The organism is Streptomyces sp. NPDC012935, assembly GCF_042900345.1.
Classification (GTDB): Bacteria; Actinomycetota; Actinomycetes; order Streptomycetales; family Streptomycetaceae; genus Streptomyces.
Genome location: NZ_JBIBBC010000001.1, coordinates 647,207 through 669,895, shown reverse-complemented (window position 1 = coordinate 669,895; position 22,689 = coordinate 647,207). Strand labels below are relative to the sequence as shown.

21 protein-coding genes are annotated in these 22,689 nt (G+C 72.4%); 5 read left to right on the top strand and 16 right to left on the bottom strand.

Translation table 11 applies throughout. From position 1 onward, the window contains the following. Window positions 1-11 precede the first annotated feature (11 nt). Together ACFY5C_RS02940 and ACFY5C_RS02935 are read right to left on the bottom strand one after the other, a co-directional pair. Entirely contained in the window at window positions 12-1,013 is a 1,002-nt protein-coding gene (locus tag ACFY5C_RS02940) for a DMT family transporter (RefSeq protein ID WP_389439695.1), read from the bottom strand. Then, window positions 1,010-1,831, bottom strand: a complete 822-nt coding sequence (locus ACFY5C_RS02935; protein ID WP_389439693.1) for a phosphatase PAP2 family protein — start codon at window positions 1,829-1,831, stop codon at window positions 1,010-1,012. Before ACFY5C_RS02935 ends, ACFY5C_RS02940 begins: the two co-directional genes overlap by 4 nt. Before the next feature lie 291 nt (window positions 1,832-2,122). Between ACFY5C_RS02935 and ACFY5C_RS02930 the strand changes: the two genes are divergently transcribed. Then, complete coding sequence (locus ACFY5C_RS02930) at window positions 2,123-2,737, top strand: TetR/AcrR family transcriptional regulator (protein WP_389439691.1); 615 nt, start codon at window positions 2,123-2,125, stop codon at window positions 2,735-2,737. Between the two features lie 178 nt (window positions 2,738-2,915). Here ACFY5C_RS02930 and ACFY5C_RS02925 read toward each other — a convergent pair whose 3' ends face one another. From ACFY5C_RS02925 to ACFY5C_RS02915, 3 genes are all read right to left on the bottom strand, one after another. Further along, window positions 2,916-3,962 (bottom strand): DUF2510 domain-containing protein, encoded by a 1,047-nt coding sequence (locus tag ACFY5C_RS02925; RefSeq protein ID WP_389439689.1) that lies wholly within the window; start codon window positions 3,960-3,962, stop codon window positions 2,916-2,918. A gap of 75 nt (window positions 3,963-4,037) precedes the next feature. Then, complete coding sequence (locus tag ACFY5C_RS02920; RefSeq protein WP_389439687.1) at window positions 4,038-5,192, bottom strand: anhydro-N-acetylmuramic acid kinase; 1,155 nt, start codon at window positions 5,190-5,192, stop codon at window positions 4,038-4,040. Between the two features lie 192 nt (window positions 5,193-5,384). After that, a complete protein-coding gene (locus ACFY5C_RS02915) occupies window positions 5,385-6,698 on the bottom strand; it encodes an MFS transporter (protein ID WP_389439685.1) in 1,314 nt (437 codons plus the stop codon). A gap of 206 nt (window positions 6,699-6,904) precedes the next feature. On the opposite strand from ACFY5C_RS02915, the gene ACFY5C_RS02910 reads away from it, so the two are divergent. Then, window positions 6,905-9,580, top strand: coding sequence for an ATP-binding protein (locus ACFY5C_RS02910; RefSeq protein WP_389439683.1), 2,676 nt, complete (start codon window positions 6,905-6,907; stop codon window positions 9,578-9,580). A 6-nt stretch (window positions 9,581-9,586) separates the two neighbouring features. Here ACFY5C_RS02910 and ACFY5C_RS02905 read toward each other — a convergent pair whose 3' ends face one another. From ACFY5C_RS02905 to ACFY5C_RS02870, 8 genes are all read right to left on the bottom strand, one after another. Next, on the bottom strand, window positions 9,587-10,378 hold the full coding sequence (locus ACFY5C_RS02905; protein WP_389439681.1) for an SDR family NAD(P)-dependent oxidoreductase: 792 nt from the start codon (window positions 10,376-10,378) through the stop codon (window positions 9,587-9,589). A gap of 75 nt (window positions 10,379-10,453) precedes the next feature. Next, entirely contained in the window at window positions 10,454-11,593 is a 1,140-nt protein-coding gene (pcaD, locus tag ACFY5C_RS02900) for a 3-oxoadipate enol-lactonase (RefSeq protein ID WP_389439679.1), read from the bottom strand. Then, window positions 11,590-12,885 (bottom strand): 3-carboxy-cis,cis-muconate cycloisomerase, encoded by a 1,296-nt coding sequence (gene pcaB, locus ACFY5C_RS02895; protein WP_389439677.1) that lies wholly within the window; start codon window positions 12,883-12,885, stop codon window positions 11,590-11,592. Before pcaB ends, pcaD begins: the two co-directional genes overlap by 4 nt. After that, window positions 12,882-13,487 carry a protocatechuate 3,4-dioxygenase subunit alpha gene (pcaG, locus tag ACFY5C_RS02890; protein ID WP_389439675.1) on the bottom strand — a complete coding sequence of 202 codons (606 nt, stop codon included), beginning with the start codon at window positions 13,485-13,487 and terminating at the stop codon, window positions 12,882-12,884. Before pcaG ends, pcaB begins: the two co-directional genes overlap by 4 nt. Window positions 13,488-13,493: 6 nt before the next feature. Continuing rightward, window positions 13,494-14,267: a protocatechuate 3,4-dioxygenase subunit beta gene (pcaH, locus tag ACFY5C_RS02885; RefSeq protein ID WP_362381892.1), complete on the bottom strand. Its 774-nt coding sequence runs from the start codon at window positions 14,265-14,267 to the stop codon at window positions 13,494-13,496. Between the two features lie 17 nt (window positions 14,268-14,284). Then, window positions 14,285-15,487: a thiolase family protein gene (locus ACFY5C_RS02880; RefSeq protein WP_389439673.1), complete on the bottom strand. Its 1,203-nt coding sequence runs from the start codon at window positions 15,485-15,487 to the stop codon at window positions 14,285-14,287. After that, on the bottom strand, window positions 15,484-16,128 hold the full coding sequence (locus tag ACFY5C_RS02875; protein WP_389439671.1) for a CoA transferase subunit B: 645 nt from the start codon (window positions 16,126-16,128) through the stop codon (window positions 15,484-15,486). The genes ACFY5C_RS02880 and ACFY5C_RS02875 overlap by 4 nt, the downstream gene beginning before the upstream one ends. 2 nt (window positions 16,129-16,130) lie before the next feature. Continuing rightward, complete coding sequence (locus ACFY5C_RS02870) at window positions 16,131-16,910, bottom strand: CoA transferase subunit A (protein ID WP_389439669.1); 780 nt, start codon at window positions 16,908-16,910, stop codon at window positions 16,131-16,133. Window positions 16,911-17,120: 210 nt separating this feature from the next. Here ACFY5C_RS02870 and ACFY5C_RS02865 point away from each other — a divergent pair, with 210 nt between their 5' ends. Beyond that, complete coding sequence (locus ACFY5C_RS02865) at window positions 17,121-17,585, top strand: MarR family transcriptional regulator (RefSeq protein ID WP_328420981.1); 465 nt, start codon at window positions 17,121-17,123, stop codon at window positions 17,583-17,585. 26 nt (window positions 17,586-17,611) lie between these two features. On the opposite strand, the gene ACFY5C_RS02860 is transcribed toward ACFY5C_RS02865, so the two are convergent. Then, window positions 17,612-18,559 (bottom strand): DUF3048 domain-containing protein, encoded by a 948-nt coding sequence (locus ACFY5C_RS02860; protein ID WP_389440673.1) that lies wholly within the window; start codon window positions 18,557-18,559, stop codon window positions 17,612-17,614. Between the two features lie 304 nt (window positions 18,560-18,863). On the opposite strand from ACFY5C_RS02860, the gene ACFY5C_RS02855 reads away from it, so the two are divergent. Continuing rightward, entirely contained in the window at window positions 18,864-20,054 is a 1,191-nt protein-coding gene (locus tag ACFY5C_RS02855; protein WP_389439667.1) for a zinc-dependent alcohol dehydrogenase, read from the top strand. Window positions 20,055-20,073: 19 nt separating this feature from the next. On the opposite strand, the gene ACFY5C_RS02850 is transcribed toward ACFY5C_RS02855, so the two are convergent. Next, on the bottom strand, window positions 20,074-21,144 hold the full coding sequence (locus ACFY5C_RS02850) for an ATP-dependent DNA ligase (protein WP_389439665.1): 1,071 nt from the start codon (window positions 21,142-21,144) through the stop codon (window positions 20,074-20,076). Window positions 21,145-21,183: 39 nt separating this feature from the next. Next, entirely contained in the window at window positions 21,184-21,441 is a 258-nt protein-coding gene (locus ACFY5C_RS02845) for a hypothetical protein (RefSeq protein ID WP_389439663.1), read from the bottom strand. A gap of 176 nt (window positions 21,442-21,617) precedes the next feature. Between ACFY5C_RS02845 and ligD the strand changes: the two genes are divergently transcribed. Continuing rightward, window positions 21,618-22,670 (top strand): non-homologous end-joining DNA ligase, encoded by a 1,053-nt coding sequence (gene ligD, locus ACFY5C_RS02840; protein ID WP_389439661.1) that lies wholly within the window; start codon window positions 21,618-21,620, stop codon window positions 22,668-22,670. Window positions 22,671-22,689 lie beyond the last annotated feature (19 nt).

Here is a 22,689-nt window from a genome sequence, read left to right as displayed (position 1 = left end):
CGCAGCTCTGCTCAGAGTGCTGTGAGGTGCCCCGGCTCCGGTTGCCGGGGCACCAACGCCGGTTCCGGAGCGGGCGGCTCCGGCGTCAGCGCCGGTGTCTGTGCCGCCGACCTCTCCGCCTCGAGCGCCAGCACGGCGGCGACGGGGTGGTCGTCCCCGGCGGGGGCCGGGGTGGCAGGCGCCTGGGAAGCCGGGCCGGACGTCGCCCGGCTGAGCAGCACCACACCCCAGGAGGCCAGTCCCGCCCCGGCCAGCGCGAGCAGGATGCCCGCCGCGCCGCCCTGCAGGCGTTCGCCGAGCAGGACCAGCCCGATGACCGCGGCCGCCATCGGGTTGGCCAGCGTCACCACCGCGAGCGGGGCGCCGAGGCCGCCCCGGTAGGCGGTCTGCGACAGCAGCAGCCCGCTCGCCGCAAGGGCCGCGACCAGCAACGCCACCCCGATCACCTGAAGGCTGAGCAGCGGGGCCGAGTGGTCCGTCGCGGCCACCGTCACCGTCTGCGTGAGCGCCGAGGCCACTCCGGAGGCGAAGCCGGACGCGGTCGCGTGCCGCAGTCCCGGCCGGGCGCCCGGCCGCGACAGCATGCCGATCAGCGCCACCGTCACCGCCGCGACCGCCACTGCCTCGGACGTGCTCAGCACGTCGTCGGGCGCGGGCCCGGACGCCGTGACGAGGATCGCGCCCAGCCCGGCGAGCGTCAGCGCCGTACCGCGCCATTCGACCGCGCTGACCCGCCGCCCGGCGAGGCGCGCACCCAGCGGCACCGCGGCCACGAGGGTGAGCGCGCCCAGCGGCTGCACCAGGGTCAGCGGACCGTACTTGAGGGCCACGACGTGCAGCAGCGCGCCGGAGCCATTGAGCAGCACCGAGCCCCACCAGGCGCCGGAGCCCAGCAGCCGCAGCAGCCCCGACCCCGCGGCGCGGGAGGCCAGCCGCTCCTGGGCCACGGCCGCGGCGGCGTAGGCGACGGCCGAGAACAGCGACAGGACGACGGCGAGGACGGTTGCGTTCATCGGACCGCTCCCACGAGTACGGATTCCTGGTCGCCGGCTTCCTCGCTGCGGGGCGCCGGTACGAGCGTGCCGGCTCCGCGTCCGGCCGTCGGCGCCGTGTGCTGCGGCAGATGGATCAGCGCTAGCGCGATGCCGAGCATGGCGGTCGCCACGATCGCGTCGAGCCAGTAGTGGTTGGCCGTGCCCACGATGACCAGCAGGGTCAGCAGCGGGTGCAGCAGCCACAGCCACCGCCACCGCGACCGGGTCGCCACGATCAGGCCGATCGCGACCATCAGTGCCCAGCCGAAGTGCAGCGACGGCATCGCCGCGAACTGGTTCGAGAGGTGGTCGGTCTCGGGCGAGCCGTACACGGAGGGGCCGTACACCTGCCCGGTGTCGAGCAGGCCGGCCGCGGCGAGCATGCGCGGCGGGGCGAGCGGGAACGTCAGATGCACCACCAGGGCGGCGGCGGTGACGACGGCCAGGACGCGGCGGGCCCAGACGTAGTGCCCGGGGCGCCGCAGGTAGAGCCAGATCAGGAAGGCCGCGGTGGCCGGGAAGTGGACGGTCGCGTAGTAGGTGTTCGCGACGTGTATGAGCGTGTCGCCGTGCAGCAGCAGGTTCTGCACCGAGCCCTCGCCGGGCAGGTGGACGGTTCGTTCCAGGTCCCACACGCGGTCCGCGTTGTGGAAGGCCTCGCCGGTGTGGCCCGTGGCGAGCTGCCGGCCGGACTTGTAGACGAGGAAGAGCCCTGCGACGAGCAGGAGCTCCCGGACGAGCGGAGGCCGCGCTATCGCGTCGGTCTCCGCCCGGGCAGGCTCGGTTCGGGCATTCATTCCCCCGGCCCTTTCGCTGACGGTGGGTGGTGCTGGGTGGTGCTGGGTGGTGCTGGGCGGCGCTCGGTGGTGGGTGCTCGGTGGTGCTGAGCTGAGCCGGCGAGCTCATGACTCCCCGGGCTCCGCGAACTCATCGGTACGGCGACGTACCGAAACGCCACTGTACCGATACGCCACTGTACCGATACGGGTGCGTTCCGGTACAGTGGCGTATCGATAGACGTGCGACACACTGGAGACGCAGCCTCCGTCACTCCGCGAGGCCGCCCCACCCGAGCGAGGAGAAGAGCCATGACGTCGCAGGCCGCGGACGGACCGGAGACGGTCGCCGCCTCGCGCCGCTCCAAGATCACGCCCGAGCGTGAGCGGGAGTTCTTCGACGCCGTGCTCGAACAGATCCGCGCCTGCGGTTACGACGCCGTCACCATGGAGGGCGTCGCCGCCAGCACGCGGTGCAGCAAGTCCACGCTCTACCGGCAGTGGGGGACCAAGCCCCAGTTCGTGGCGGCGGCCCTGCGTTCCAGCAGGCTCACGCGCTTCGACGGCATCGACACCGGCACGCTCGCCGACGACCTGCGCGAGGCCGCGCGGGCCGCGGGGGCGTGGTCGGCCAAGGACACACGGCTGTTCCAGGCGCTCGGGCACGCCGTGATGGAGGACCCGGAACTCAAATGCGCGCTGCGTGAGGCGCTCATCGACCCCGAGATCGAGGCCCTGAGGCAGATCCTCAGACGCGGGGTCCAGCGCGGCGAGGTCGCCGACGGCCATCCGGCGCTGGAGTACGTCCCCGCCCAGATCTTCGGCGTGCTGCGGGCGCGTCCCGTGCTGGAGGGCGAGGACGCCGACCCGGACTACCTCGTCCGTTTCGTGGAGGCCGCCGTGCTGCCGGCACTGGGCCTCACCTGAGACTCAGGCCGCCGTCCACGGGGTGACTGGACGGTGACCTGTTCGCGCCGCACCGTGGGGACGGGGGCGGCGCGCACCCCCCGGCCGGGTGGGGTTCCCCTTGAGCGGAGGGGCGCTCCACCCGGCCGCATCATGTGCGCGGCACGGGGCTGGGACACGGGGGTGCGGTCGGGGTGTGTCAGACGTCCTGGCCGTTGCCGCCGCCGGTGGACACCTTGATGCCCTTGGTGATGTCGTCGATCAGCGACTGCTTCTCACCGACGTCGACACCGAAGCGGACCACGACCATCTGCTCGGCCCGCACTGGCGAGGGGAACGCGAGGGACTCGACATAGCCGTCGGCACCCTTGCTCGTGATCGCCTTCCAGCGGACCAGATAGCCCTTCTGCCCGGCCACGGTCACCGCCTTGGAGGCCAGCACCTCGTGCGAGGTGATCTCTCCGTAGCCCTCGCCGTAGGACTCCTTGGCGTTCTCCTCGATGTCCGCCTTGGCGACCTCCTCGGCCGTGTCGCCCTTGGTGCCGAGCGCGAGCGCGGGAGCGGAGTACGCGCCTCCCTTCTGGCAGCTCTGGGAGGTGTCGGCGGGGCACTTGTACGTCTCGTCCGAGGCCACGTGCGCGCCCCAGCCGATCTCCTGCCCGTACCAGCCGTCCGGGATCGGGATGCTGATCCCGCTCACGGCGTCGGTCACCGAACCGCTGTCCACCTTCGGCGCCTCGGACTCCTCGGGTGCGGGAGACTCCCCGCCCGAACCACCGTCGCCGCCCCCCGAACCACCGTCGCCGCCCCCCGAACCGCCGTTGCCGCCGCCGGAGTCGCCGAAGGGACCGCCCTGACCGCCACCGGGCCCGCCCTGGCCACCCTGCCCGCCGGGCCCCTGCTGCGGGGAGTTGGCGCTGCTGCCCCCCGAGCCACCGTCGGCGGTCAGCGCGTACACGCCGACCCCGATGCTCGCGAGGACCACGGCGGCCACTCCCACGGCTATGCCGGTGCGCAGACGGCGCCGCCCGCCCGACTGCAACTGGCCGGGATATCCGGGGTGTACCGGATATGTCGGATGAGCGCCCTCGGCCGACAACTGCTCCGGAGGACCCCATGCGTCGGTCGACCCCGCGGGCCGGACCTGGTCCGTCCATGCCTTGCCGTCCCACCAGCGCTCGGTGGGCGGACCGTCACTTTGCCGGCCGGGGTCGGGGTACCAGCCGGGAGGAGTCACCTGCGTCATGAGCCCACCGTATGAGGTGTCGGTGAAAGCCGGATGAGAGGATCCGGCCCCGGCATGCTCGGATTTCGGCCCGAATCACTCCAGGACCAGCCGTACCGGACGCTCCTTCGCGGGCGGCGGAAGCCGCAGCCCGTCCCGGCCCGGGGTGATCGAACCGAGCACGCGCGCATGCCGGGCGCCGGTGGCGGACGGCACGGTGCCGGGCAGTCCGTGCGCGGTCAGGAATCCCAGCACGGCGAAGGCGTACGCCTCCTTCGCGGCCGACGGCAGCCCCAACTCGTCGGACGTGCGCAGCGCCACCCCGGCGAGCCGCTGCCCGAGCATCCTCATCAGTACGGGGTTGCGTGTGCCGCCGCCCGAGGCGATCACCTCCGTCGCGCCCATCGCACGCACGGCGTCGGCGACCGTCCGTGCCGTGAGCATGGTCAGCGTGGCGACGACGTCCTCGGCGGGCAGCGTTCCGAATCCGGCCAGTGCGTCCCGCAGATGGCCGAGGTGGAAGAGTTCCTTGCCCGTCGTCTTGGGCGCGGGCAGCGCGTAGTACGGCTCCTCCAGCAGCCGCAGCAGCAGCGGCTCATGGACGCTGCCGCGACCGGCCAGCGCCCCGTCCACGTCGTAGGCCAGCCGTCCGCCGCTGAACCCCCTCGCCGCGGCGTCGATCAGCGCGCAGCCCGGCCCGGTGTCGAAGGCGGTGCCGTCCGGAGCGGTGAGGTTGGCGATCCCGCCGACATTGAGGGCGACGGGCGTGCCGGGCCGGCCCCGCAGCCACAGCAGGTCGACCAGGCTGACCAGCGGTGCGCCCTGTCCTCCGGCCGCGATGTCGCGTGGCCGGAAGTCGGCGACCACGGGCAACCCTGTCGCCTCGGCGATCCATGCGGGCTGCCCGAGCTGCAGCGTGCCGTGCACCTGTCCGTCCTCGGCCCAGTGGTAGACGGTCTGCCCGTGCGAGGCGACCAACTCGGCCCGCCCGCCGCACAGTTCACGATCCGCCCGCACCGCCGCCGCGGCGAAGGCCTGCCCGATCCGCGTGTCCAGCCGGCACACCTCCGCCATCGAGGCCACCCCCGGAGGCAACGCGTCCGCGAGGACCTCCCGCAACGCCTCGTCGTAGCCCTCGCTCACCATCCCCAGCGTCTTGAGGACGAGGCTGTCGCCGATGAGGTCCAGGTCGGCGGCCGCGGCGTCGATGGCGTCGTGGGAGGTGCCCGACATGAGGCCGATCACTCGCATTGGCTCAGCCCGCCTTTCGTTTCGGCTTCGACGTCCTGGCCGGCGCGGCGACTTTCACCGGTCTCGCGCAGTCGCGGCCAGCCCGGACAGCCACCGCTTTGCGTGGCCTGGCGCGAGGCGTCGTCATGGGCCTCGCTCACCAGCCCCGGCGTCTTGAGGGCGAGGCTGTCGCCAGCCGAGCGCCCGCATTTCTCAGCCTGCCTTTCCTCTCGGTTCCCCGACCGGGCCTCCCCGCTTCCGGGCCCGGGCCTTCGGCGCCGCAGTCAGTGCGAGGACACTCACCGCGCAGGTCGCGGCAGCGTAGTACGCCGGGATGTCCACGTTGCCCGTTCGTTCGATCGTCTCCGTGATGATGAGCCCGGCGCAGCCCGAGAACACCGCATTGGACAGGGCGTAGGCGAGTCCCAGCCCCGTGTAGCGCACATTGGTCGGGAACAGCTCCGCGAGCATCGCCGGGCCCGGCCCCGCCATCAGGCCCACCACGGCACCCGCGCCGCATACCGCCGCACCCTTCACGGTGAGGGAAACGCCCGGGTCCTGGAGAAGGTTGAGCAGCGGCACCGCGAGGACCACCACGAGCACCGCTCCCGTCAGCATCACCGGCCGCCGCCCGTACCGGTCGCTGAGCCGGCCCGCCGGCACGATCGTCGCCGCGAAACCGAGGTTGGCCAGCACCGTGGCGATCAGCGCCTGCTGGAAGGTCGCGTCCAGCGTGGACTGCAGGTACGACGGCAGGACGACCAGGAAGGTGTACCCGGCCGCCGCCCACCCCATGATCCGCCCGGCGCCCAGCGCGATCGCCCCCGCCACCTCGCGCCCCGGTGGCCGCTCTGCCTCCCGCTCCTCCCGGAACGCAGGCGTCTCGTCCAGCCGCAGCCGCAGCCACAGGGCCCCCAGCCCCAGCGGCAACGTCAGCAGGAACGGCAACCTCCAGCCCCAGTCGCCCAGTTGGCCCTCGGTCAGCACGGTGGCCAGCAGCGCCGCCGCCCCCGCGCCGCCCAACAGCCCCAGCGCCACCGTGAACGACTGCCACGAACCGTAAAGGCCGCGCCGCCCGGGTGGCGCGAACTCGGTCATCACCGACACCGCGCCCCCGAACTCCCCGCCCGCGGAGAGCCCTTGCACCACCCTCAGCAACGTCAGCAGCCACGGGGCGAGGGCGCCGACCGTGTCGTACGTGGGAAGCGCGCCGATCAGCGTCGTCGCCCCGGTCATCAGCGTGATCACCAGGATCAGCACCGGACGCCGCCCGATCCGGTCCCCGAGCCGCCCGAACAGGGCCGCTCCGACCGGCCGGAAGAAGAACGCCAGCGCGAACGACGCGTACGTCCGCACCAGCGCCTCGACCTCACTGCCGCCCTCCGGAGTGAAGAAGCGCGCCGCGATGATCGTCGCGAAGTAGCCGTAGACCCCGAACTCGTACCACTCGATGAAGTTGCCCACCGAACCCGCGACCAGGGCCCTGCGGGATCGGACCGTGCCGCGGCCGGAGGAAGTCAGCGTCATGCCCGCCCCTTCGAACGTCGCTTGTGTGGCGCAATTTTGACTGTCAGTCAGTTTTGCCCGGGCAGGTCCCGGGCCCCTCGCGTCGCCCGCGCGCACCAGCCGTCACCCTTCACGGCAACAGCTGCCCGGACCCGCCTCCACTCAGGCAACCCGACGGCTACGCTCGAGGTCTGTACGTCGTTCGGGCGACTTGGGGAGGGAGCGGGATGACGGAGGTACGGCCCACACAGGCCGCCTCGGCCTCCCTGTGGGAGCGCGACGAGGAACTCGCCGCCGTCGAGGCGGCGCTCGACAGCCTTTGCATGGAGATGTCCTCCTCGGGCAGCCTCCTGGTGCTCCGGGGCGAGGCGGGACTCGGCAAGACCGCGCTGCTGGCCGAAACCCGCCGTATCGCCGAGGCCCGCGGCTGCACGGTGTGGTCCGCCCGCGGCAGCGAGACCCTGAGCTCGGTCCCCTTCAACGTCGTGCGGCAGCTGATGCAGCCCGCCCTGCTGTCGCTGATGCCGGAGGAGGCACGCGAGTACCTCGGCGACTGGTACGACATCGCCGGACCCGCCCTCGGCATCACGGACCCCGGCGAGCGGCAGGCCGACCCGCAGGGCGTGTGCGACGGCCTGGTCGCCGCCGTACGCCGGCTGGCCCGCCGCGACTGGCCGCTGGTGCTGCTGATCGACGACGCCCACTGGGCCGACCAGGAGACCCTGCGCTGGCTCGCCGCCTTCGCCGAACGCCTCGGCGAACAGAACGTCCTGGTCGTGGTGGCCCGCCGCCCCGGTGAGGTCAGCGGCGACAGCGCCCGCCACCTCGACGCGGTCGCCGCCGCGGGCAGCTCCGTCGCCACCCTGAGCGCTCTCACCCCGGACGCGACCGCCGGCCTCACCCGCGCCACCCTCGGCCCGCACGCCGACGCCCCGTTCTGCCGCGAGGTCTGGGCGGTCACCGGCGGCAACCCGTACGAGACCGTCGAACTCCTCGCCAAGGTGCAGGACAGCGAGTTCGAGCCGACCGAGTCCGCGGCCGCCGAGCTGCGCGCCCTGAACCGCGCCGCACGCGGCGGCGGCCTCGTCGCCCGCCTGGAGACCCTCGGCATCGAAGCCACCCGTTTCGCCTGGGCGGCCGCCATCCTCGGCACCGGCATCTCCGTCGAGCTGGTGGCCGAGCTCGCCACCATGAGCCTCGACGACGCGGTGCGCTGCGCCGACCTCCTGCGCACCGCGCGCATCCTCACCGAGCCCGACCCGGCGGGTGCCCAACCGGACGACGGCGAGCTGGAGTTCGTCCACCCCCTGATCGCCACCGCCGTCTACAACTCGATTCCCGACGCCCTGCGCACCGCGATGCACGGCATCGCCGCCCGCGTCGTCACCGACAACGGACGCGGCCCCGCGGTCGCCGCCCGCCACCTCCTCGAGGTCCACCCGGACAGCGACGAGGAACTCGTCGAGCAACTGCGCGAGGCCGCCCGCGAACATCTCGCCGTCGGCGCCCCCGACGCGGCCCGCCGCTGCCTGGAGCGGGCCCTGCTGGAACCGCCCCTGCCCGAGGTCCACGCGCGCGTGCTGCACGAACTGGGCGGCGCGACCCTCCTCACCGCGCCCGCCACCACCATCGACCACCTCCAGACCGCCCTGGCCATGCCCGGCCTGGACGGCGACGAACGCGTCGACGCCGTCTACCGCCTCTCCCAGGCACTGCTCCACAACGACCAGCTGGAGGAGGCCGTCCGCACCGTCGAGGCGGAAGCCGCCCGGCACCGAGCCGGTCCCGCCAGGCTGCGGCTGCAGGCGGTGCAGTTCATGTGGGAGGGCATCCACGCGGGCGAGGAGACCTCCCCGGGGCGCTCCACACGCCTCGCCGAACTCGCCGGCACCTGCACCGGCCGCGACAACTCCGAGCGCGCCCTGCTCATCCTGCGCGGCTTCGACGCCATGGCCCGCGGCGAGAGCGCGGAGGAGGTCGCCGAACTGTGCGACCGCGCCCTCGTCAACGGCCGCCTCGCCCCCGGACTCGGCTGGACCGACCCGGAGTGGGGCATCGAGCTGCTGATGATGCTGGCCAACTCCTATGCCTTCACCGACCGGCTCGACCGGGCGGAGTCCCTCTACAACGAGGCCCTGCGCGCGTACGAGTCCGCTGGCTGGAGCGGCGGCCACCTCGCCCTGGCCCACGCGTACGTCGGCGTCGGACACCGCAGGCGAGGCCGCCTCCGCGAGGCCGAGGCGTCCCTGCGCAGGTCGCTCGCGCTCGCCGAGCGCGTCGGCCGTCGACTGCCCCTGCACTGGTCCGCGACCTGCAACCTCGTCGACACCCTGCTCGCCCGCGGCCACGTCCAGGAGGCCTGGGAGCTCGCCGAGCAGCACGGCTTCGCCCCGCCGTACCCGACCACCATCGTGCTGCCGGACCCGCGCTCGGTCCGCGGCCGTCTGCTGCTCGCCGTCGGCCGCACCAAGGAGGGCATCAACGAACTGGAGGCCGCAGAGAAGGCGGCTGCGGTGCGTGGGCACAACAACCCGGTCCTGGTCCCCTGGGCCGTCGACCTGGCCCGCGCCCTGGCCAACGAGGACCCGGAGCGCGCCGCCCGGCTGGCCACCGACGTCCGCCGGCACGCCGAGCGCCTCGGCACCGACACCGCCATCGGCGAGGCCCTGCGCTGCGCGTCCGCCCTGGAGACCGGCCAGCGCGCGGTACGCCTCGCCGAACAGGCCGTGACCTATCTGGAGGCCTCGCCCTGCCAGTACGAACACGCCGCCGCCCGGGTCGAGTTCGGCATCGCCGCGCGCTCGTCGGCGGAGCTTCGGCGCGGGCTGACGCTGGCGCGGTCGTGCGGCGCGGACGGACTGGTGCTGCAGGCCGAGGCGGCGCTGGCCGCGGGAGTGGTGTGAGGCGGCTCAGAGGCTCAGCAACTGGTCCGTGACGGCTGCCAGCCGCTTGCGGACATCGGGGTCGTACGCCCGCTCGTGCGCCCGCGCCCGGGACGTTCCGTCGAAGTAGCCGCCCGTGCCCAGGTCCCGGGTGGCGAGGGCCAGGACGCCCGGGGCACCGTCGGCGACCGTGTGCCGGGGCGTGAAGCCGCCGTCGCGGACCATCGCCGTGTCCATGTGGGTCGCCGGGTGCAGCACGTTGACCGAGACACCCGTGCCGGCGAGTTCCTCGGCGAGGGTGAACGTATGGGCCGCGAGGGCGAACTTGCTGCGGCAGTACGCCGAGAGTCCGTCGTAGCCGCGGGTCAGCTCGGGGTCGTCGAAGTCGACGGGTTCCTGACCGGCCGAGCCGACGTTCACGATCCGCGCGGGCACGTTGGCGAGCAGTACGGGGAGCAGGGCGCGGGTCAGTGCGACCGGCGCCAAGTAGTTGACCGCGAGGCGCAGTTCGTGCCCGTCCGCGCCGGTTTCCCGTTCGGACCTGCGCGGCCCGGCGCCCACCGCCGCGTTGTTGATCAGTACGTCGAGCTCGGGATGGGCCCCGGCGACATGGGCCGCCAGCTCCCGCACCTGCCCGAGCGAGGCCAGATCCGCGACGAACCCCTCGGCCTCGCCGTCGGCCCGCAGCTCCTCGACGAGACGCTCCGTGCGGTCCGCATCCCGCCCGTGTGCCAGGACACGGTGCCCGGAGCGGACCAGCTCGACGGCGACGTGGCGGCCGAGGCCCGAGGTGGCGCCCGTGATCAGAATCGTGGACATGCCTCCACCGTAGGCACGCGGGGAAGGCATGTGCGAGCTGCCGCTGGAGGTACGACCGCCAGGGTCACTCCGCTCTCACTCCGCTGTACCGGCGTCCGGCTCCGCCTCCTCGGCCAGCACCCGCTGGGCCGCCGCGAACGCCGAGTTCGCCGCCGGAACCCCGCAGTACACGGCCGTCTGCAGCAGTACGGCCCCGATCTCGTCCGGCGTCAGCCCGTTGCGCCGGGCTGCCCGGACGTGCATGGCCAGCTCGTCGTAGTGGCCGTGCGCCACCAGCGCCGTGAGGGTGATCATGCTGCGCTCGCGGCGGCTGAGCGTCGGATCGGTCCAGATCTCGCCCCAGGCGTAGCGTGAGATGAAGTCCTGGAAGCGGGCGGTGAACGGCGTCTGCCGGGCCTGCGCGCGGTCGACGTGCACGTCGCCGAGCACCTCCCGCCGTACCTCCATGCCCCGCCTGGCACCGCCGCCGAAATGCGCCCGCAGTGCTGTCAGCACCGCCTCGGGGCACTGCGCCGGCGCCAGATGCGAGGCTCCCGGGAGCTCCACGAGCGTGGCACCGGGCACGGTGTCCGCGATCTCCCGCAGATGGGCCGGCGGGGTCGCCGGGTCCTCGCGCCCGGCGATCAGCAAGGTGGGGGAGGAGATCTCGGACAGCCGGTCCCGCAGGTCGAAGGCGGCGAGCGCATCACAGCAGGCGGCGTACGCGCCCGGGTCGGCGTCGCGGTGGTCCTGCACCAGCTCCGGCACCGTGAACCCGGGCGTGAACCAGCGGTCGTTCGCACCTTCGGCGAGTCCCGCAAGTCCTTCGCGCCGCACCAGCGCGGCCCGCTCCTGCCACGGCTTGGAGCCGTTGAAGTGCGCCGACGAGCAGATCACGGCCAGTGAGGAGACCCGTTCGGGATGGTGCACGGCCAGGTGCAGCCCCACCGCTGCGCCCAGCGAAACTCCCGCGTACGCGAACCGCTCGATGCCGAGCGAGTCGGCGAGCGCGAGCACCAGGCCGGCGAGGTCACCGACGGTCGCACCCGGGCCGATGAGGCCGGCCGCCGAACCTCCGTGCCCCGGCAGATCCCAGCGGACGACCCGATGGGTGATCGACAGCTCGGGGGCGACCTTGTCCCACAGGGCGTACGAGGTGCCGAGCGAGGGCCCCAGCAGCAGCGGGGGAGCGGAAGTGGCCCCTTCGGCACGGTGGTTGAGGAGTTTCTCGGTCAACGTCGCTCCAGGGCGCGGTCAGTGAGGGCTCCGGCGGAGCCGGTGTAGTGGGTGGGGTCGAGGTCGACGTCCGCCAGCTCCGGCGCCTCACCGAGCGGGCGGCCCTCGGATGCGAGCCGGGTGAGGAGTTCTTTGGCGCGGGCCCGTCCCAGGACGGGGGCCAGCTCGGCTGACAGCCGCTCCGAGACGATCAACCCGTGGGTGAGATCCAGGTGTTCGCGCATGGCATCGGCTGCGACCCGCAGCCCCCCGGTCAGTTCGACGGCATCCCGGGCGGCCCCGCCGACCAGCCGCAGCAGGTCCCTGAGCGGCTCCCACTCGGCGTGCCAGGCCCCTGCGGGCCGCTCGTCCTCGGCCGCCAGCGAGCCGTACAGCGTGGCCGCGAGCTGAGGCGCCCGCCGCGCGGCGGACGCGATCAGGGTGGACCGTACGGGATTGGACTTGTGCGGCATGGCGGACGAGCCCCCGCCGCTGCCCTCCGACACCTCCGCGATCTCGGTGCGGGAGAGGGTGAGGACGTCCGCCGCGAGCTTGCCGAGCGCCCCCGCCGTGAAGGCGAGGCACCCGGCGAGATCGGCGATGGGCGTGCGCAGGGCGTGCCAGGGCAGCTCGGGCGCCCGCAGGCCGAGTTCGCGGGCGTAAGCCGCCGGCAGCGCGGTGGGATCGTTCACGCCGTACGCCCCGAAGGCCGCCAGCGTCCCGGCGGCACCGCCGAGTTGGGCGGGCAGCGAGTCCCGTACGGCTGTCACCCGGTCGCGGGCGTCCAGCACCAGAGACCGCCATCCGGCCGCCTTGAGCCCGAAGGTCGTGGGTACCGCGTGCTGCGTGAGCGTCCTCCCGGGCATCGCCGTGTCGCGGTGCCCGGCGGCCAGCCGGGCCAGGGCCTGCTGGGTGCGGTCGAGGTCGGCCAGCAGCAGGTCCAGCGTGCGGGCCGCGACCAGCATCGTCGCCGTGTCCAGGATGTCCTGGCTGGTGGCACCCCGGTGGACGTAGGGGCCGTACTCCTCGCCGACCGCCTTCATCAGGTCGGCGACCAGCGGGATGACCGGGTTGCCGCCTCCGCGCGCCCGCTCGGTGAGGGACCGTACGTCGAAGCGGGCCGCCTCGGCCGCCTCCGTGACCGCCCCCGCCGCCTCGGCAGGGACCGCGCCCAGGGCGGCCTGGGCCCGCGTCAGCGCGGCCTCGGCGTCCAACAGCGCCTGGAGATAGGCGCTGTCACCGGTCGCGGAGGCGGCGGGGGAGCCTGTCCACCCGGGGGCGAGCAGGCCGGTGTCGGCATCGGGAGAAGTCACTGGTACTCCAGGAAGACCGTCTCGCCTTCGCCCTGAAGGCGGATGTCGAAACGGTATGTCCCATCCCGCTGCTCCCGCGCGATCAGCGTGTCGCGCCGCTCGGCCGGTACCCGGGAGAGCAACGGGTCCGTGGCGAGAGCGGCCTCGTCGCCCGGCAGATAGATCCGGGTGTACAGGTGCACCAGCAGGCCGCGTGCGAAGACGCAGACGCTGAGGTACGGCGCGCTCCGCCCGCGCGCGCCGGGCCGCAACGTCCGTGCGGTCCAGTGCCCGTTGGCGTCGGTCTGGATGCGGCCCCAGCCGGTGAACTCCACGCCGTTGCGGCCCAGATAGCCGCCGCTCGCCGGGTCGCGCCGGATCGAACCGTCGACCTGCGGGACGTCGCCGTCCGGGTCGGCGCCCCACAGTTCCAGGAACGCGTCCGGCAGCGGAGTGCCCTCGCCGTCGCTGATGTAACCCTGCAGGGCGATCGTGTCCGGGTGGCCGACGGGGGCGATGTCGCCGCCGCCGGGGAAGGGCAGCGCGTGGCCGTAGAACGGGCCGACGGTGTGCGACGGGGTCGGGAGCACGGTCTCCGGGCGCCTCGTGTCGATCTTCGTCATGGCAGGTCAGCGTCCCTCTTCGATCCAGGTGGCGTTCGGTCCGTCGAGGACGATGTCCCAGTGGTAGCCCATCGAGAACTCCGGCACCGACAGGCCGTGGTCGTAGGTGGCGACCAGCCGCTGGCGGGCCGCGTCGTCCGTCACCGACTGGATGATGGGGTCGTACGGGAACAGCGGGTCGCTCGGGAAGTACATCTGCGTCACCAGCCGCTGGGTGAACGCCGTGCCGAACAGCGAGAAGTGGATGTGGGCCGGCCGCCAGGCGTTGACGTGCTGGCGCCACGGGTACGGGCCGGGCTGGACGGTGGTGAAGCGGTAGAAGCCGCTGTCGTCGGTCAGGGTGCGGCCGACGCCCGTGAAGTTCGGGTCCAGCGGGGCGTCGTGCTGCTCACGCTGGTGGGCGTAGCGGCCGGCCGAGTTGGCCTGCCAGATCTCGATGAGCTGGCCGCGGATCGGACGGCCGTCGCGGTCGAGGAGCCGGCCCTCGACGGTGATGCGCTCGCCGATCGGCTCACCCGTGTGCTGCCGGGTCAGGTCGTTGTCGATCTCGGTGATGTCCCGCTCGCCGAATGCGGGGGAGTGCAGCTCCACCAGCTCCGGGTCCTTGCTGACGTCGATCGTGACCGGCGGCTGTTTGGGGTGGCGCAGGACGGAGGAGCGGTAGGGGGTGTAGTCGCGGCGCGGGTGGTGCTCGACGGGGGCTCCGTCGGCGATCCGCTTCTCGTACGCGGCGTGCTCGGCCGCGATCTCCCGGTCGATGTCGTGCTGGGTGAGAGTCATGGGGATCCTGCGTTTCGTCAACGTTCGAGGACTAGGGCGAGGCCTTGGCCCACGCCGATGCAGAGGGTGGCGACGCCGACTCCGCCGCCCTTGCGGGCGAGCTGGTGGGCGACGGTGCCGGCGAGGCGGGCGCCGGACGCGCCGAGCGGGTGGCCGAGGGCGATGGCGCCGCCCTGGGGGTTGAGGATCGCCGGGTCGAACTCGGGCCACTCGGCGACGCAGCCCAGCACCTGGGCGGCGAAGGCCTCGTTCAGCTCCAGCACGGACAGGTCGCCGAATCCCCTGCCCGCCTTGGCCAGGGCCCGGTTGACGGCCTCGACGGGGGCGAGCCCGAAGTAGTCCGGGTCGAGGGCGTTGACGCCGGTCGCGCAGATCCGGGCGAGCGGCTCACGGCCGGTGGCCCGCAGGCCGTCCCCGTCGACGAGGAGCAGCGCGGCGGCGCCGTCGTTCAGCGGGGAGGCGTTGCCTGCGGTGACGGTTCCGTCGGAGGTACGGAAAGACGGCTTGAGCTTGGCCATCGCCGCCACGGACGCATCCGGCCGTACGCATTCGTCGGCACCGAAGACGACCGGGTCGCCCTTGCGCTGCGGGATGCTCACCGGCGCGAGTTCGGCGTCGTAGCGGCCCTCGGCCTGCGCCCGGGCCGCCTTTTGGTGGCTGTGCAGGGCGTACTCGTCCTGCTGCTCCCGGCTGATCTTGTGCTTCTCGGCGATGAGCTCGGCCGACTCGCCCAGCGGGATCGTCCACTGCGGTGCCATCCGCGGGTTGACCATGCGCCAGCCCAGGGTGGTGGAGAACAGCTCGGTGTGGGCGGCCGGGAAGGGCTTGTCGGACTTGGGCAGCACGTACGGCGCCCGGGTCATCGACTCCACACCGCCGGCCACGACGATCGAGGCGTCCCCTGCGGCGACGGCGCGGGCTGCCTGGATGACCGCTTCGAGGCCCGATGCGCACAGCCGGTTGACCGTCACGCCGGGCACGGAGGTGGGCAGGCCGGCCAGGAGCGCGGCCATGCGGCCGACGTTGCGGTTCTCCTCTCCGGCGCCGTTGGCGTTGCCGAAGTACACGTCCTCGATCCGGGACGGGTCCAAGTCGGGTGTACGGCCCATGAGTTCACGGATGGCGTGGGCGGCCAGGTCGTCCGGGCGGACGGAGGCGAGGGCACCGTTGTAGCGGCCGATCGGGGTGCGGACCGCGTCGACGAGGTAGACGGTGTTCACAGCAGACTCTCCGAGACGGTGAGTTTCGCGTCGGTGGCGGCGCTGATCTCGTCGACGGTCACACCCGGCGCGGTCTCCACGAGGAGCAGACCGTCCGGTGTCACGTCGAGCACGCCGAGGTCGGTGATGATCCGGTTCACACAGGCCTTGCCCGTGAGCGGCAGTGCGCACTCGGCGAGGATCTTGGGGCTGCCGTCCTTGGCGGTGTGGGTCATCACCACGATGACCGTGCGGGCCCCGTGCACGAGGTCCATCGCACCGCCGATCCCGGTGATCATCTTGCCCGGGATCGCCCAGTTCGCCAGGTCACCGGTGGCGGAGACCTGCATGGCGCCGAGCACGGCGACATCTATGTGCCCGCCGCGGATCATCGAGAACGACAGCGCCGAGTCGAAGAAGGAGGCGCCCGGCAGGACCGTGACGGTCTCCTTGCCGGCGTTGATCAGGTCCGGGTCGACCTGCTCCTCGGTCGGGTAGGGGCCGGTGCCCAGGATGCCGTTCTCGGACTCGAGGATCACCTCGACGCCGGGCGGCAGATAGTTCGGGATCAGGGTCGGCAGGCCGATGCCGAGGTTGACGTACTGGCCGTCCCGAAGCTCGCGAGCGGCCCGGGCGGCCATCTCTTCGCGGGTCCACGCCATGGCTAGCTCACCGTCCCGTGTGCCAGGGGCGCGGAAACCGTGCGCCGTTCGATCTGCTTGTCGGCCGCCTGCTCCGGCGTGAGCGCCACGACCCGCTGTACGAAGATGCCCGGCAGATGCACCGCGTCCGGATCGATCTCGCCCGGCTCCACGAGTTCCTCCACCTCGGCGATCGTCACCCGCCCGGCCATCGCGGCCAGCGGGTTGAAGTTCCGGGAGGACCTGTTGAACACCAGGTTCCCGTGCCGGTCGCCCTTCCACGCCCGCACCAGCGCGAAGTCGGTGCGGATTCCGCGCTCCAGCACGTACTCGGTGCCGTCGAACTCCCGCACCTCCTTCGGCGGCGAGGCGAGCGCGACCCCTCCGGAGCCGTCGTAGCGCCACGGCAACCCGCCGTCGGCGACCTGCGTGCCCACCCCGGCGGGCGTGTAGAACGCGGGGATCCCGGCCCCGCCGGCCCGCAGCCGCTCGGCCAGCGTGCCCTGCGGGATCATCTCGACCTCCAGCTCACCGCCCAGGTACTGGCGGGCGAACTCCTTGTTCGCGCCGATGTACGAGCCGGTCACCCGGGCGATCCGGCCCGCCGACAGCAGCACCGCGAGACCCGACTCCATCGCCCCGCAGTTGTTCGAGACCACCGACAGGCCGCCCACCCCGCGCTCGTACAGCGCCTGGATCAGTACGTTCGGCACACCGCTCAGCCCGAAGCCACCCACCGCGAGCGACGCGCCGTCACCCACATCGGCCACTGCCCCCAGGGCCGTGGCGACCACCTTGTCCATCCGAGAAGCCCCATCTCTTCCGAGCGCTCAGCACCGGAGTTAGTCAGCGCACTGAGTATTTCTGCGAGGTTGCCTCTCACGCTGCCACCGGAGGGGGAAGCCGTCAAGAGCTCGACAAACGCGAACGTCATGAGGCTTGCGGCCCGAGGACAGTCCAGTGCAGGTCCGGTATTGTTCAGTGCACCGACGATTACGACCAGGGGAGCACGCATGGCCGCCGTGGACCTCACCACCCACCCCGGGCACCTGGCCCGGCGGCTCCAGCAGGCGCACTACCTGCTCTGGAACACCATGGTCTCCGAGGAGATCACCTCGCCCCAGTTCGCCGTCCTCAACACGCTCGTCGCCGAGCCGGGCCTCGACCAGCGGACGGTGGGGGAGCGGGTCGGGCTCGACCGGTCCACGATCGCCGAGGTGATCAGCCGGCTCGGCCGCCGCGGGCTGCTCGACAAGGTCCGCGACCCCCAGGACGGCCGGCGCTTCCTGCTGCGCCTCACCGACGAGGGGCTGCGCACGCACAAGAAGCTGACCGTGCGCACGGCCCGGATGAACCAGGTTTTCCTGGCCCCGCTCTCCGCCGACGAGCAGGCACTCTTCTTCGACCTGATCCGGCGCGTCGCGGACGCGGCCGAGGGGCTCCGCAACCCGGCGGAACCCCTCGTCGCACACCCCTGATCCCGCACCTCTGTGCCCTCGGACGCTCAGGGCGCCTTCGCGAACACCACCCACACCTGGCCGTCCCGGAAGGTCATCGGCTTGCCGGCGCCGGTCGTGAACGTCGTGCCGTCCGTGGCCTTGGGGCGCTTCCACGTGACGTCGTAGGCGCGCCCGTCGCGCAGCACCCGCGCCTTCCCGGAGCCGACCGTCTCGGTGTACGGCGTGTAGTGGCCGAGCGTGTCGTGGAAGTCGGACTTGCGCACCTTCACGTACTGCATGACGACCGTCGGGGCCCCCAGTCGCTTGCCGTCCGACGCCACGGCGGCCTTGCCGTCCATGGCGACCAGCCAGCGGTTCTGGCTCCCGGACCAGGTGAACGTGTACCGGGCCAGCGTGTAGCGCACCGTCTGTGAGGCCGTGGCCTTGCCGCCCGCCGGGGCGGCGCCGAAGCGGAAGCCGGTCGTCAGGGCGTCCCGGCCCGGCGCTGCGGGCATCAGCCGCTGGGGCCGCAGGAAGAGGTTGTGCGGCGCGGGCCGGTCCTTCCCGCGGAAGTAGGCGCCGACCGCCTTCTCGGGTGGCTGCGCCTGCACGGGGGCCTTGTCGATCAGCGGCAGGAGCTTGCCCTGCGCCCCGGAGAAGGCGAGCGTCGGCTTGTTGAACTGGGCCAGGAGCTCCAGGTCGGACTCGCGTGCGCTGCGCACCGGCCCGACGGCCTTCGGCAGCTTCGTCGCGTACACCGCCATCAGGCGGCTCAGTCCGCCCTCGACCGGCTCGACGTACACGATGTCCGCGGCGTTCAGGCCCGTGTGGGGCCGGGCCGCGCGGGCGTTGTCGATCTTCACGGCGAGTACCGAAGGGCTCTTCTCCCGACTCTCGCCCTCCCCCGGCGTCGATGTATGCGGCCGGCCGCGGCCGTCGTCGCGCGGTCCGCCGGGCGTCGTGCACCCCGCCGCCAGGGATGCTCCCAGCGCGGCCGCCAGCAGCCCCGCCATGGCCGTGGCGCGTCTGGAGCGCGCCCCTCGTCGTCTGCCCACCGTTGCCACTCGCACCCACCCACCCAGCCTGTGTCATTAATAGTGCGCTTATCTGTTCATAGGTGACATACCCGATCAGCTGGGGCTGCCCGCGCCAATCCGCCGATCGGCCCTGCGGCGGACAGCCGGTCGGCGTACAGCGTGCACGGCCGGCTCCCGGGCGGATCACCGGCCCGCCCGAACGGTTCGGCGCGGGAGCACAGGGGTACCCGGCGGCCACCGAACGAGCGAACGCGCACATGTTCCGGAGGGAGCGCGGGCGATGAGGGCAGTGACGTGGCAGGGAAAGCGGGACGTGCGCGTGGAGAACGTGCCCGATCCGACCATCCAGGAGCCGACGGACGCGGTCATCCGCATCACGTCCACCGGGCTGTGCGGCTCCGACCTGCACCTGTACGAGGTGCTCACGCCGTTCATGACACCGGGGGACATCCTCGGCCACGAACCGATGGGCATCGTCGAGGAGGTCGGCGCCGCGGTGCCGGACCTGCAGGCGGGGGACCGGGTCGTGGTGCCGTTCCAGATCGCCTGCGGCAACTGCTGGATGTGCCTGACCGGCCTGCCGACCCAGTGCGAGACCACCCAGGTCACCGGCGAGGGCATGGGCGCCGCCCTGTTCGGCTACACCCGCCTGTACGGCGCGGTGCCGGGCGCCCAGGCAGAGTATCTGCGGGTCCCGCAGGCGCAGTTCGGGCCGATCAAGATCCCGGAGGGGCCGCCCGACGACCGGTTCGTCTACCTCTCCGACGTGCTGCCCACCGCATGGCAGGCGGTCCGCTACGCCGAGGTCCCGAAGGGTGGCAGCGTCGCCGTGCTCGGCCTTGGCCCCATCGGCGACATGGCCTGCCGGGTCGCCCAGGTCCAGGGCGCCGAGCGGGTGTTCGGAGTGGACCTGGTGCCCGAGCGGCTGCGCAGGGCACGCGAGCGCGGAGTCGAGACGTTCGACCTCAGGAGCTTCCACGACGAGAAGGAACTCGTCGCCGCCATCCGCGACGAGACCGACGGCCGCGGCCCCGACGCCGTCATCGACGCGGTCGGCACCGAGGCCCACGGCAGCGCCGCCGCCCGGCTGGCCCAGTCGGCCTCCGCGATGCTGCCCCGCAAGCTGAGCGGCCCGCTCGCCGAACGCTTCAGCGTGGACCGGCTCGCCGCCCTCTACACAGCCATCGACCTGGTGCGGCGTGGCGGAACCATCTCCCTGTCCGGCGTGTACGGCGGCACCGCGGACCCGATACCGCTGCTCACCCTGTTCGACAAGCAGATCCAGATCAGGATGGGCCAGGCCAACGTGCGCCGCTGGAGCGACGACATCCTGCCGTACCTGACGGACGAGGATCCGCTCGGCGTCGACGACTTCGCCACCCACCGTGTGCCACTGAGCGAGGCCCCGCACGCGTACGAGATGTTCCAGCGCAAGCAGGACGGCGCGGTCAAGGTGCTGATGCAGCCGTGATTCCGGCTCGCGCCGCTCGTCAGGCCTGCGGCGCGAAGATCTCCGCCAGGTCGTAGCGGACCGGCTCCTCCAGCTGCGCGTACGTACAGCTCTCGGGCGTGCGGTCCGGGCGCCAGCGGCGGAAGCGGGCCGTGTGCCGGAAGCGGACCCCGTTCTCCATGTGGTCGTACGCCACCTCGGCCACCCACTCCGGCCTCAGCGGCACCCAGGACAGATCCTTCTTCCCCGACCAGCGGCTCGGCGCCCCCGGCAGCCGCGCCGACTCGTGGGCCGCCTCGTCCGCCCAGGCCGCCCAGGGATGTCCCGCGGCGTCCGCCATGCGCAGCGGCTCCAGCTCCTCGACCAGTTCGGCACGCCGCTTCATGGAGAACGCGGCCGACACGCCCACATGTTGGAGGGCGCCCTGGTCGTTGTGGAGGCCGAGCAGCAGGGAGCCCACGACCGGGCCGCTCTTGTGGAGGCGGTAGCCCGCCACGACGACGTCCGCTGTCCGCTCGTGCTTGATCTTGAACATGGCCCGCTCGTTCTGGAGGTAGCGCAGCGTGAGGGGCTTCGCGATGACCCCGTCGAGGCCCGCCCCCTCGTACTGCTCGAACCACCCCTGGGCCGTGTCGACGTCGGTTGTCGCCGGTGCCACATGCACCGGCGCCGTCACCCCGGACAGGGCCATCGTGAGCATCGCCCGCCGGTCCGCGAGCGGCACCTCGAGGAGCGACTGATCCGCCTGCGCCAGCAGGTCGAAGGCCACGAACGACGCCGGCGTCCGCTCGGCCAGCGTCCGTACCCGGGAGTCGGCCGGGTGGATGCGCTCGGTGAGCGCGTCGAAGTCCAGCCGCCCCTCCCGCGCGATGACGATTTCCCCGTCCAGCACGCACCGCTGAGGCAGCCGCTCCTTCAGCGCCGCAACCAGCTCGGGAAAGTACCTGGTCAGCGGCTTGCCGGTACGGCTGCCCAGTTCGACCTCATCCCCGTCGCGGAACACGATCGCCCGGAACCCGTCCCACTTGGCCTCGTACTGCATGCCCGGCGGGATCTTCGCCACCGACTTGGCGAGCATCGGCTTCACGGGCGGCATCACCGGCAGGTCCATGCTCCGACTCTACGAGCAGTGCATGGCGTCCGCCTGCCCTCAGACCTCCACGCACACACAGACTTCCCAGTCGTCGACGGTCGTGCAGATGCAGACGCTGTCCCTGCCGGCCGACGTGTGTGTGAAGGGGCGGGCCACCCTGATCCGGGCGGTGAATTCGACGGACTCGCCGCCGGATGCCTTTACCTTCTCGGGAGCTGCCCGGAGCACATGTGCCAGGAGGGCCCTGGCGAACGAATCCGGCGTGTCCACCTGCTTGATCGCGTCCGTGAAGTCCGCGCGGGCTGCCTCGCTCATGACAACTCCTCCTCTGTGGACGGGCTCATGCGATGGCCCGTCTTCCCCACCCTGGAGGTACGTCGGACGCCCCGCACCGCGGGGCAGCGGTGCAGGCGACTGTCCGGGTGGCGAACGGCGCTCTGCTGTTGCGGCTCGGTATGCCGGATGCGCCCGGTGCGCCTACCGTGTCTCGCATGGGCGAAGCGGTGGAACTGGAAGCGGGCGGCCGGACCGTGCGCCTGTCCAATCCGGGCAAGATCTTCTTCCCGGAGCGCGGCTTCACCAAGCTGGACCTCGCCCGCTACTACATCGCCGTCGGCCCCGGCATCCTGCGCGCCCTCCGCAACCGGCCCACCACCCTGGAGCGCTACCCGGACGGGGTGACCGGCGAGTGGTTCTACCAGAAACGGGCGCCCAAGAGCATGCCCGACTGGATCCCCACCGCCCACATCACCTTCCCCAGCGGCCGCAGCGCCGACGAGATGTGCCCCACCGAGGAGGCCGCGGTCCTGTGGGCCGCCCAGTACGGCACGCTCACCTTCCACCCCTGGCCGGTCCGCCGCGACGACGTCGACAGCCCCGACGAACTGCGCATCGACCTCGACCCGCAGCCCGGCACCGACTTCGACGACGCCGCCCGCGCCGCCCATGAACTGCGCGCCGTACTCGACGAGTTCGGCGGCCTGCGCGGCTGGCCCAAGACCTCCGGCGGACGCGGCCTGCACGTCTTCGTGCCCATCGAACCGCGCTGGACCTTCACCCAGGTCCGGCGCGCCGCCATCGCGGTCGGGCGGGAGATGGAGCGCCGGATGCCTGAGCACGTGACGATCAAGTGGTGGAAGGAGGAGCGCGGCGAGCGCATCTTCATCGACTACAACCAGACGGCCCGCGACCGCACGATCGCCTCCGCCTATTCCGTACGGCCCCGCCCGCACGCCCCGGTCTCGGCGCCCCTGCGCTGGGAGGAGGTCGGCGAGGTGCACCCCCAGGACTTCGACCTCGTGACCATGCCCGCGCGCTTCGCCGAACTCGGTGATGTGCACGCGGACATGGACGACCACCGCTTCTCGCTGGACGCGCTGCTGGAGCTGGCCAACAAGGACGAACGCGACCACGGACTCGGCGATCTGCCGTACCCGCCCGAGTATCCGAAGATGCCGGGCGAGCCGAAGAGGGTGCAGCCGAGCCGCGCGAAGAAGGAGGCGCCCCCGTCGGAGGCGCCCCCCTCGGAGCCCACAGCTCCCTGAACTACAGCTTGTTGATCTG

What these genes read in the sequence shown, in the direction of transcription:
- ligD (WP_389439661.1), top strand. Translation starts at nt 21,618, where the DNA reads ATGGGCGAAGCGGTGGAACTGGAAGCGGGCGGCCGGACCGTGCGCCTG.
- pcaG (WP_389439675.1), bottom strand. Translation starts at nt 13,487, where the DNA reads ATGACGAAGATCGACACGAGGCGCCCGGAGACCGTGCTCCCGACCCCG.
- ACFY5C_RS02875 (WP_389439671.1), bottom strand. Translation starts at nt 16,128, where the DNA reads ATGGCGTGGACCCGCGAAGAGATGGCCGCCCGGGCCGCTCGCGAGCTT.
- ACFY5C_RS02910 (WP_389439683.1), top strand. Translation starts at nt 6,905, where the DNA reads ATGACGGAGGTACGGCCCACACAGGCCGCCTCGGCCTCCCTGTGGGAG.
- ACFY5C_RS02860 (WP_389440673.1), bottom strand. Translation starts at nt 18,559, where the DNA reads ATGGCGGGGCTGCTGGCGGCCGCGCTGGGAGCATCCCTGGCGGCGGGG.
- ACFY5C_RS02845 (WP_389439663.1), bottom strand. Translation starts at nt 21,441, where the DNA reads ATGAGCGAGGCAGCCCGCGCGGACTTCACGGACGCGATCAAGCAGGTG.
- ACFY5C_RS02915 (WP_389439685.1), bottom strand. Translation starts at nt 6,698, where the DNA reads ATGACGCTGACTTCCTCCGGCCGCGGCACGGTCCGATCCCGCAGGGCC.
- ACFY5C_RS02870 (WP_389439669.1), bottom strand. Translation starts at nt 16,910, where the DNA reads ATGGACAAGGTGGTCGCCACGGCCCTGGGGGCAGTGGCCGATGTGGGT.
- ACFY5C_RS02855 (WP_389439667.1), top strand. Translation starts at nt 18,864, where the DNA reads ATGAGGGCAGTGACGTGGCAGGGAAAGCGGGACGTGCGCGTGGAGAAC.
- ACFY5C_RS02850 (WP_389439665.1), bottom strand. Translation starts at nt 21,144, where the DNA reads ATGGACCTGCCGGTGATGCCGCCCGTGAAGCCGATGCTCGCCAAGTCG.
- ACFY5C_RS02865 (WP_328420981.1), top strand. Translation starts at nt 17,121, where the DNA reads ATGGCCGCCGTGGACCTCACCACCCACCCCGGGCACCTGGCCCGGCGG.
- ACFY5C_RS02930 (WP_389439691.1), top strand. Translation starts at nt 2,123, where the DNA reads ATGACGTCGCAGGCCGCGGACGGACCGGAGACGGTCGCCGCCTCGCGC.
- ACFY5C_RS02925 (WP_389439689.1), bottom strand. Translation starts at nt 3,962, where the DNA reads ATGACGCAGGTGACTCCTCCCGGCTGGTACCCCGACCCCGGCCGGCAA.
- ACFY5C_RS02920 (WP_389439687.1), bottom strand. Translation starts at nt 5,192, where the DNA reads ATGCGAGTGATCGGCCTCATGTCGGGCACCTCCCACGACGCCATCGAC.
- pcaH (WP_362381892.1), bottom strand. Translation starts at nt 14,267, where the DNA reads ATGACTCTCACCCAGCACGACATCGACCGGGAGATCGCGGCCGAGCAC.
- ACFY5C_RS02905 (WP_389439681.1), bottom strand. Translation starts at nt 10,378, where the DNA reads ATGTCCACGATTCTGATCACGGGCGCCACCTCGGGCCTCGGCCGCCAC.
- ACFY5C_RS02940 (WP_389439695.1), bottom strand. Translation starts at nt 1,013, where the DNA reads ATGAACGCAACCGTCCTCGCCGTCGTCCTGTCGCTGTTCTCGGCCGTC.
- ACFY5C_RS02935 (WP_389439693.1), bottom strand. Translation starts at nt 1,831, where the DNA reads ATGAATGCCCGAACCGAGCCTGCCCGGGCGGAGACCGACGCGATAGCG.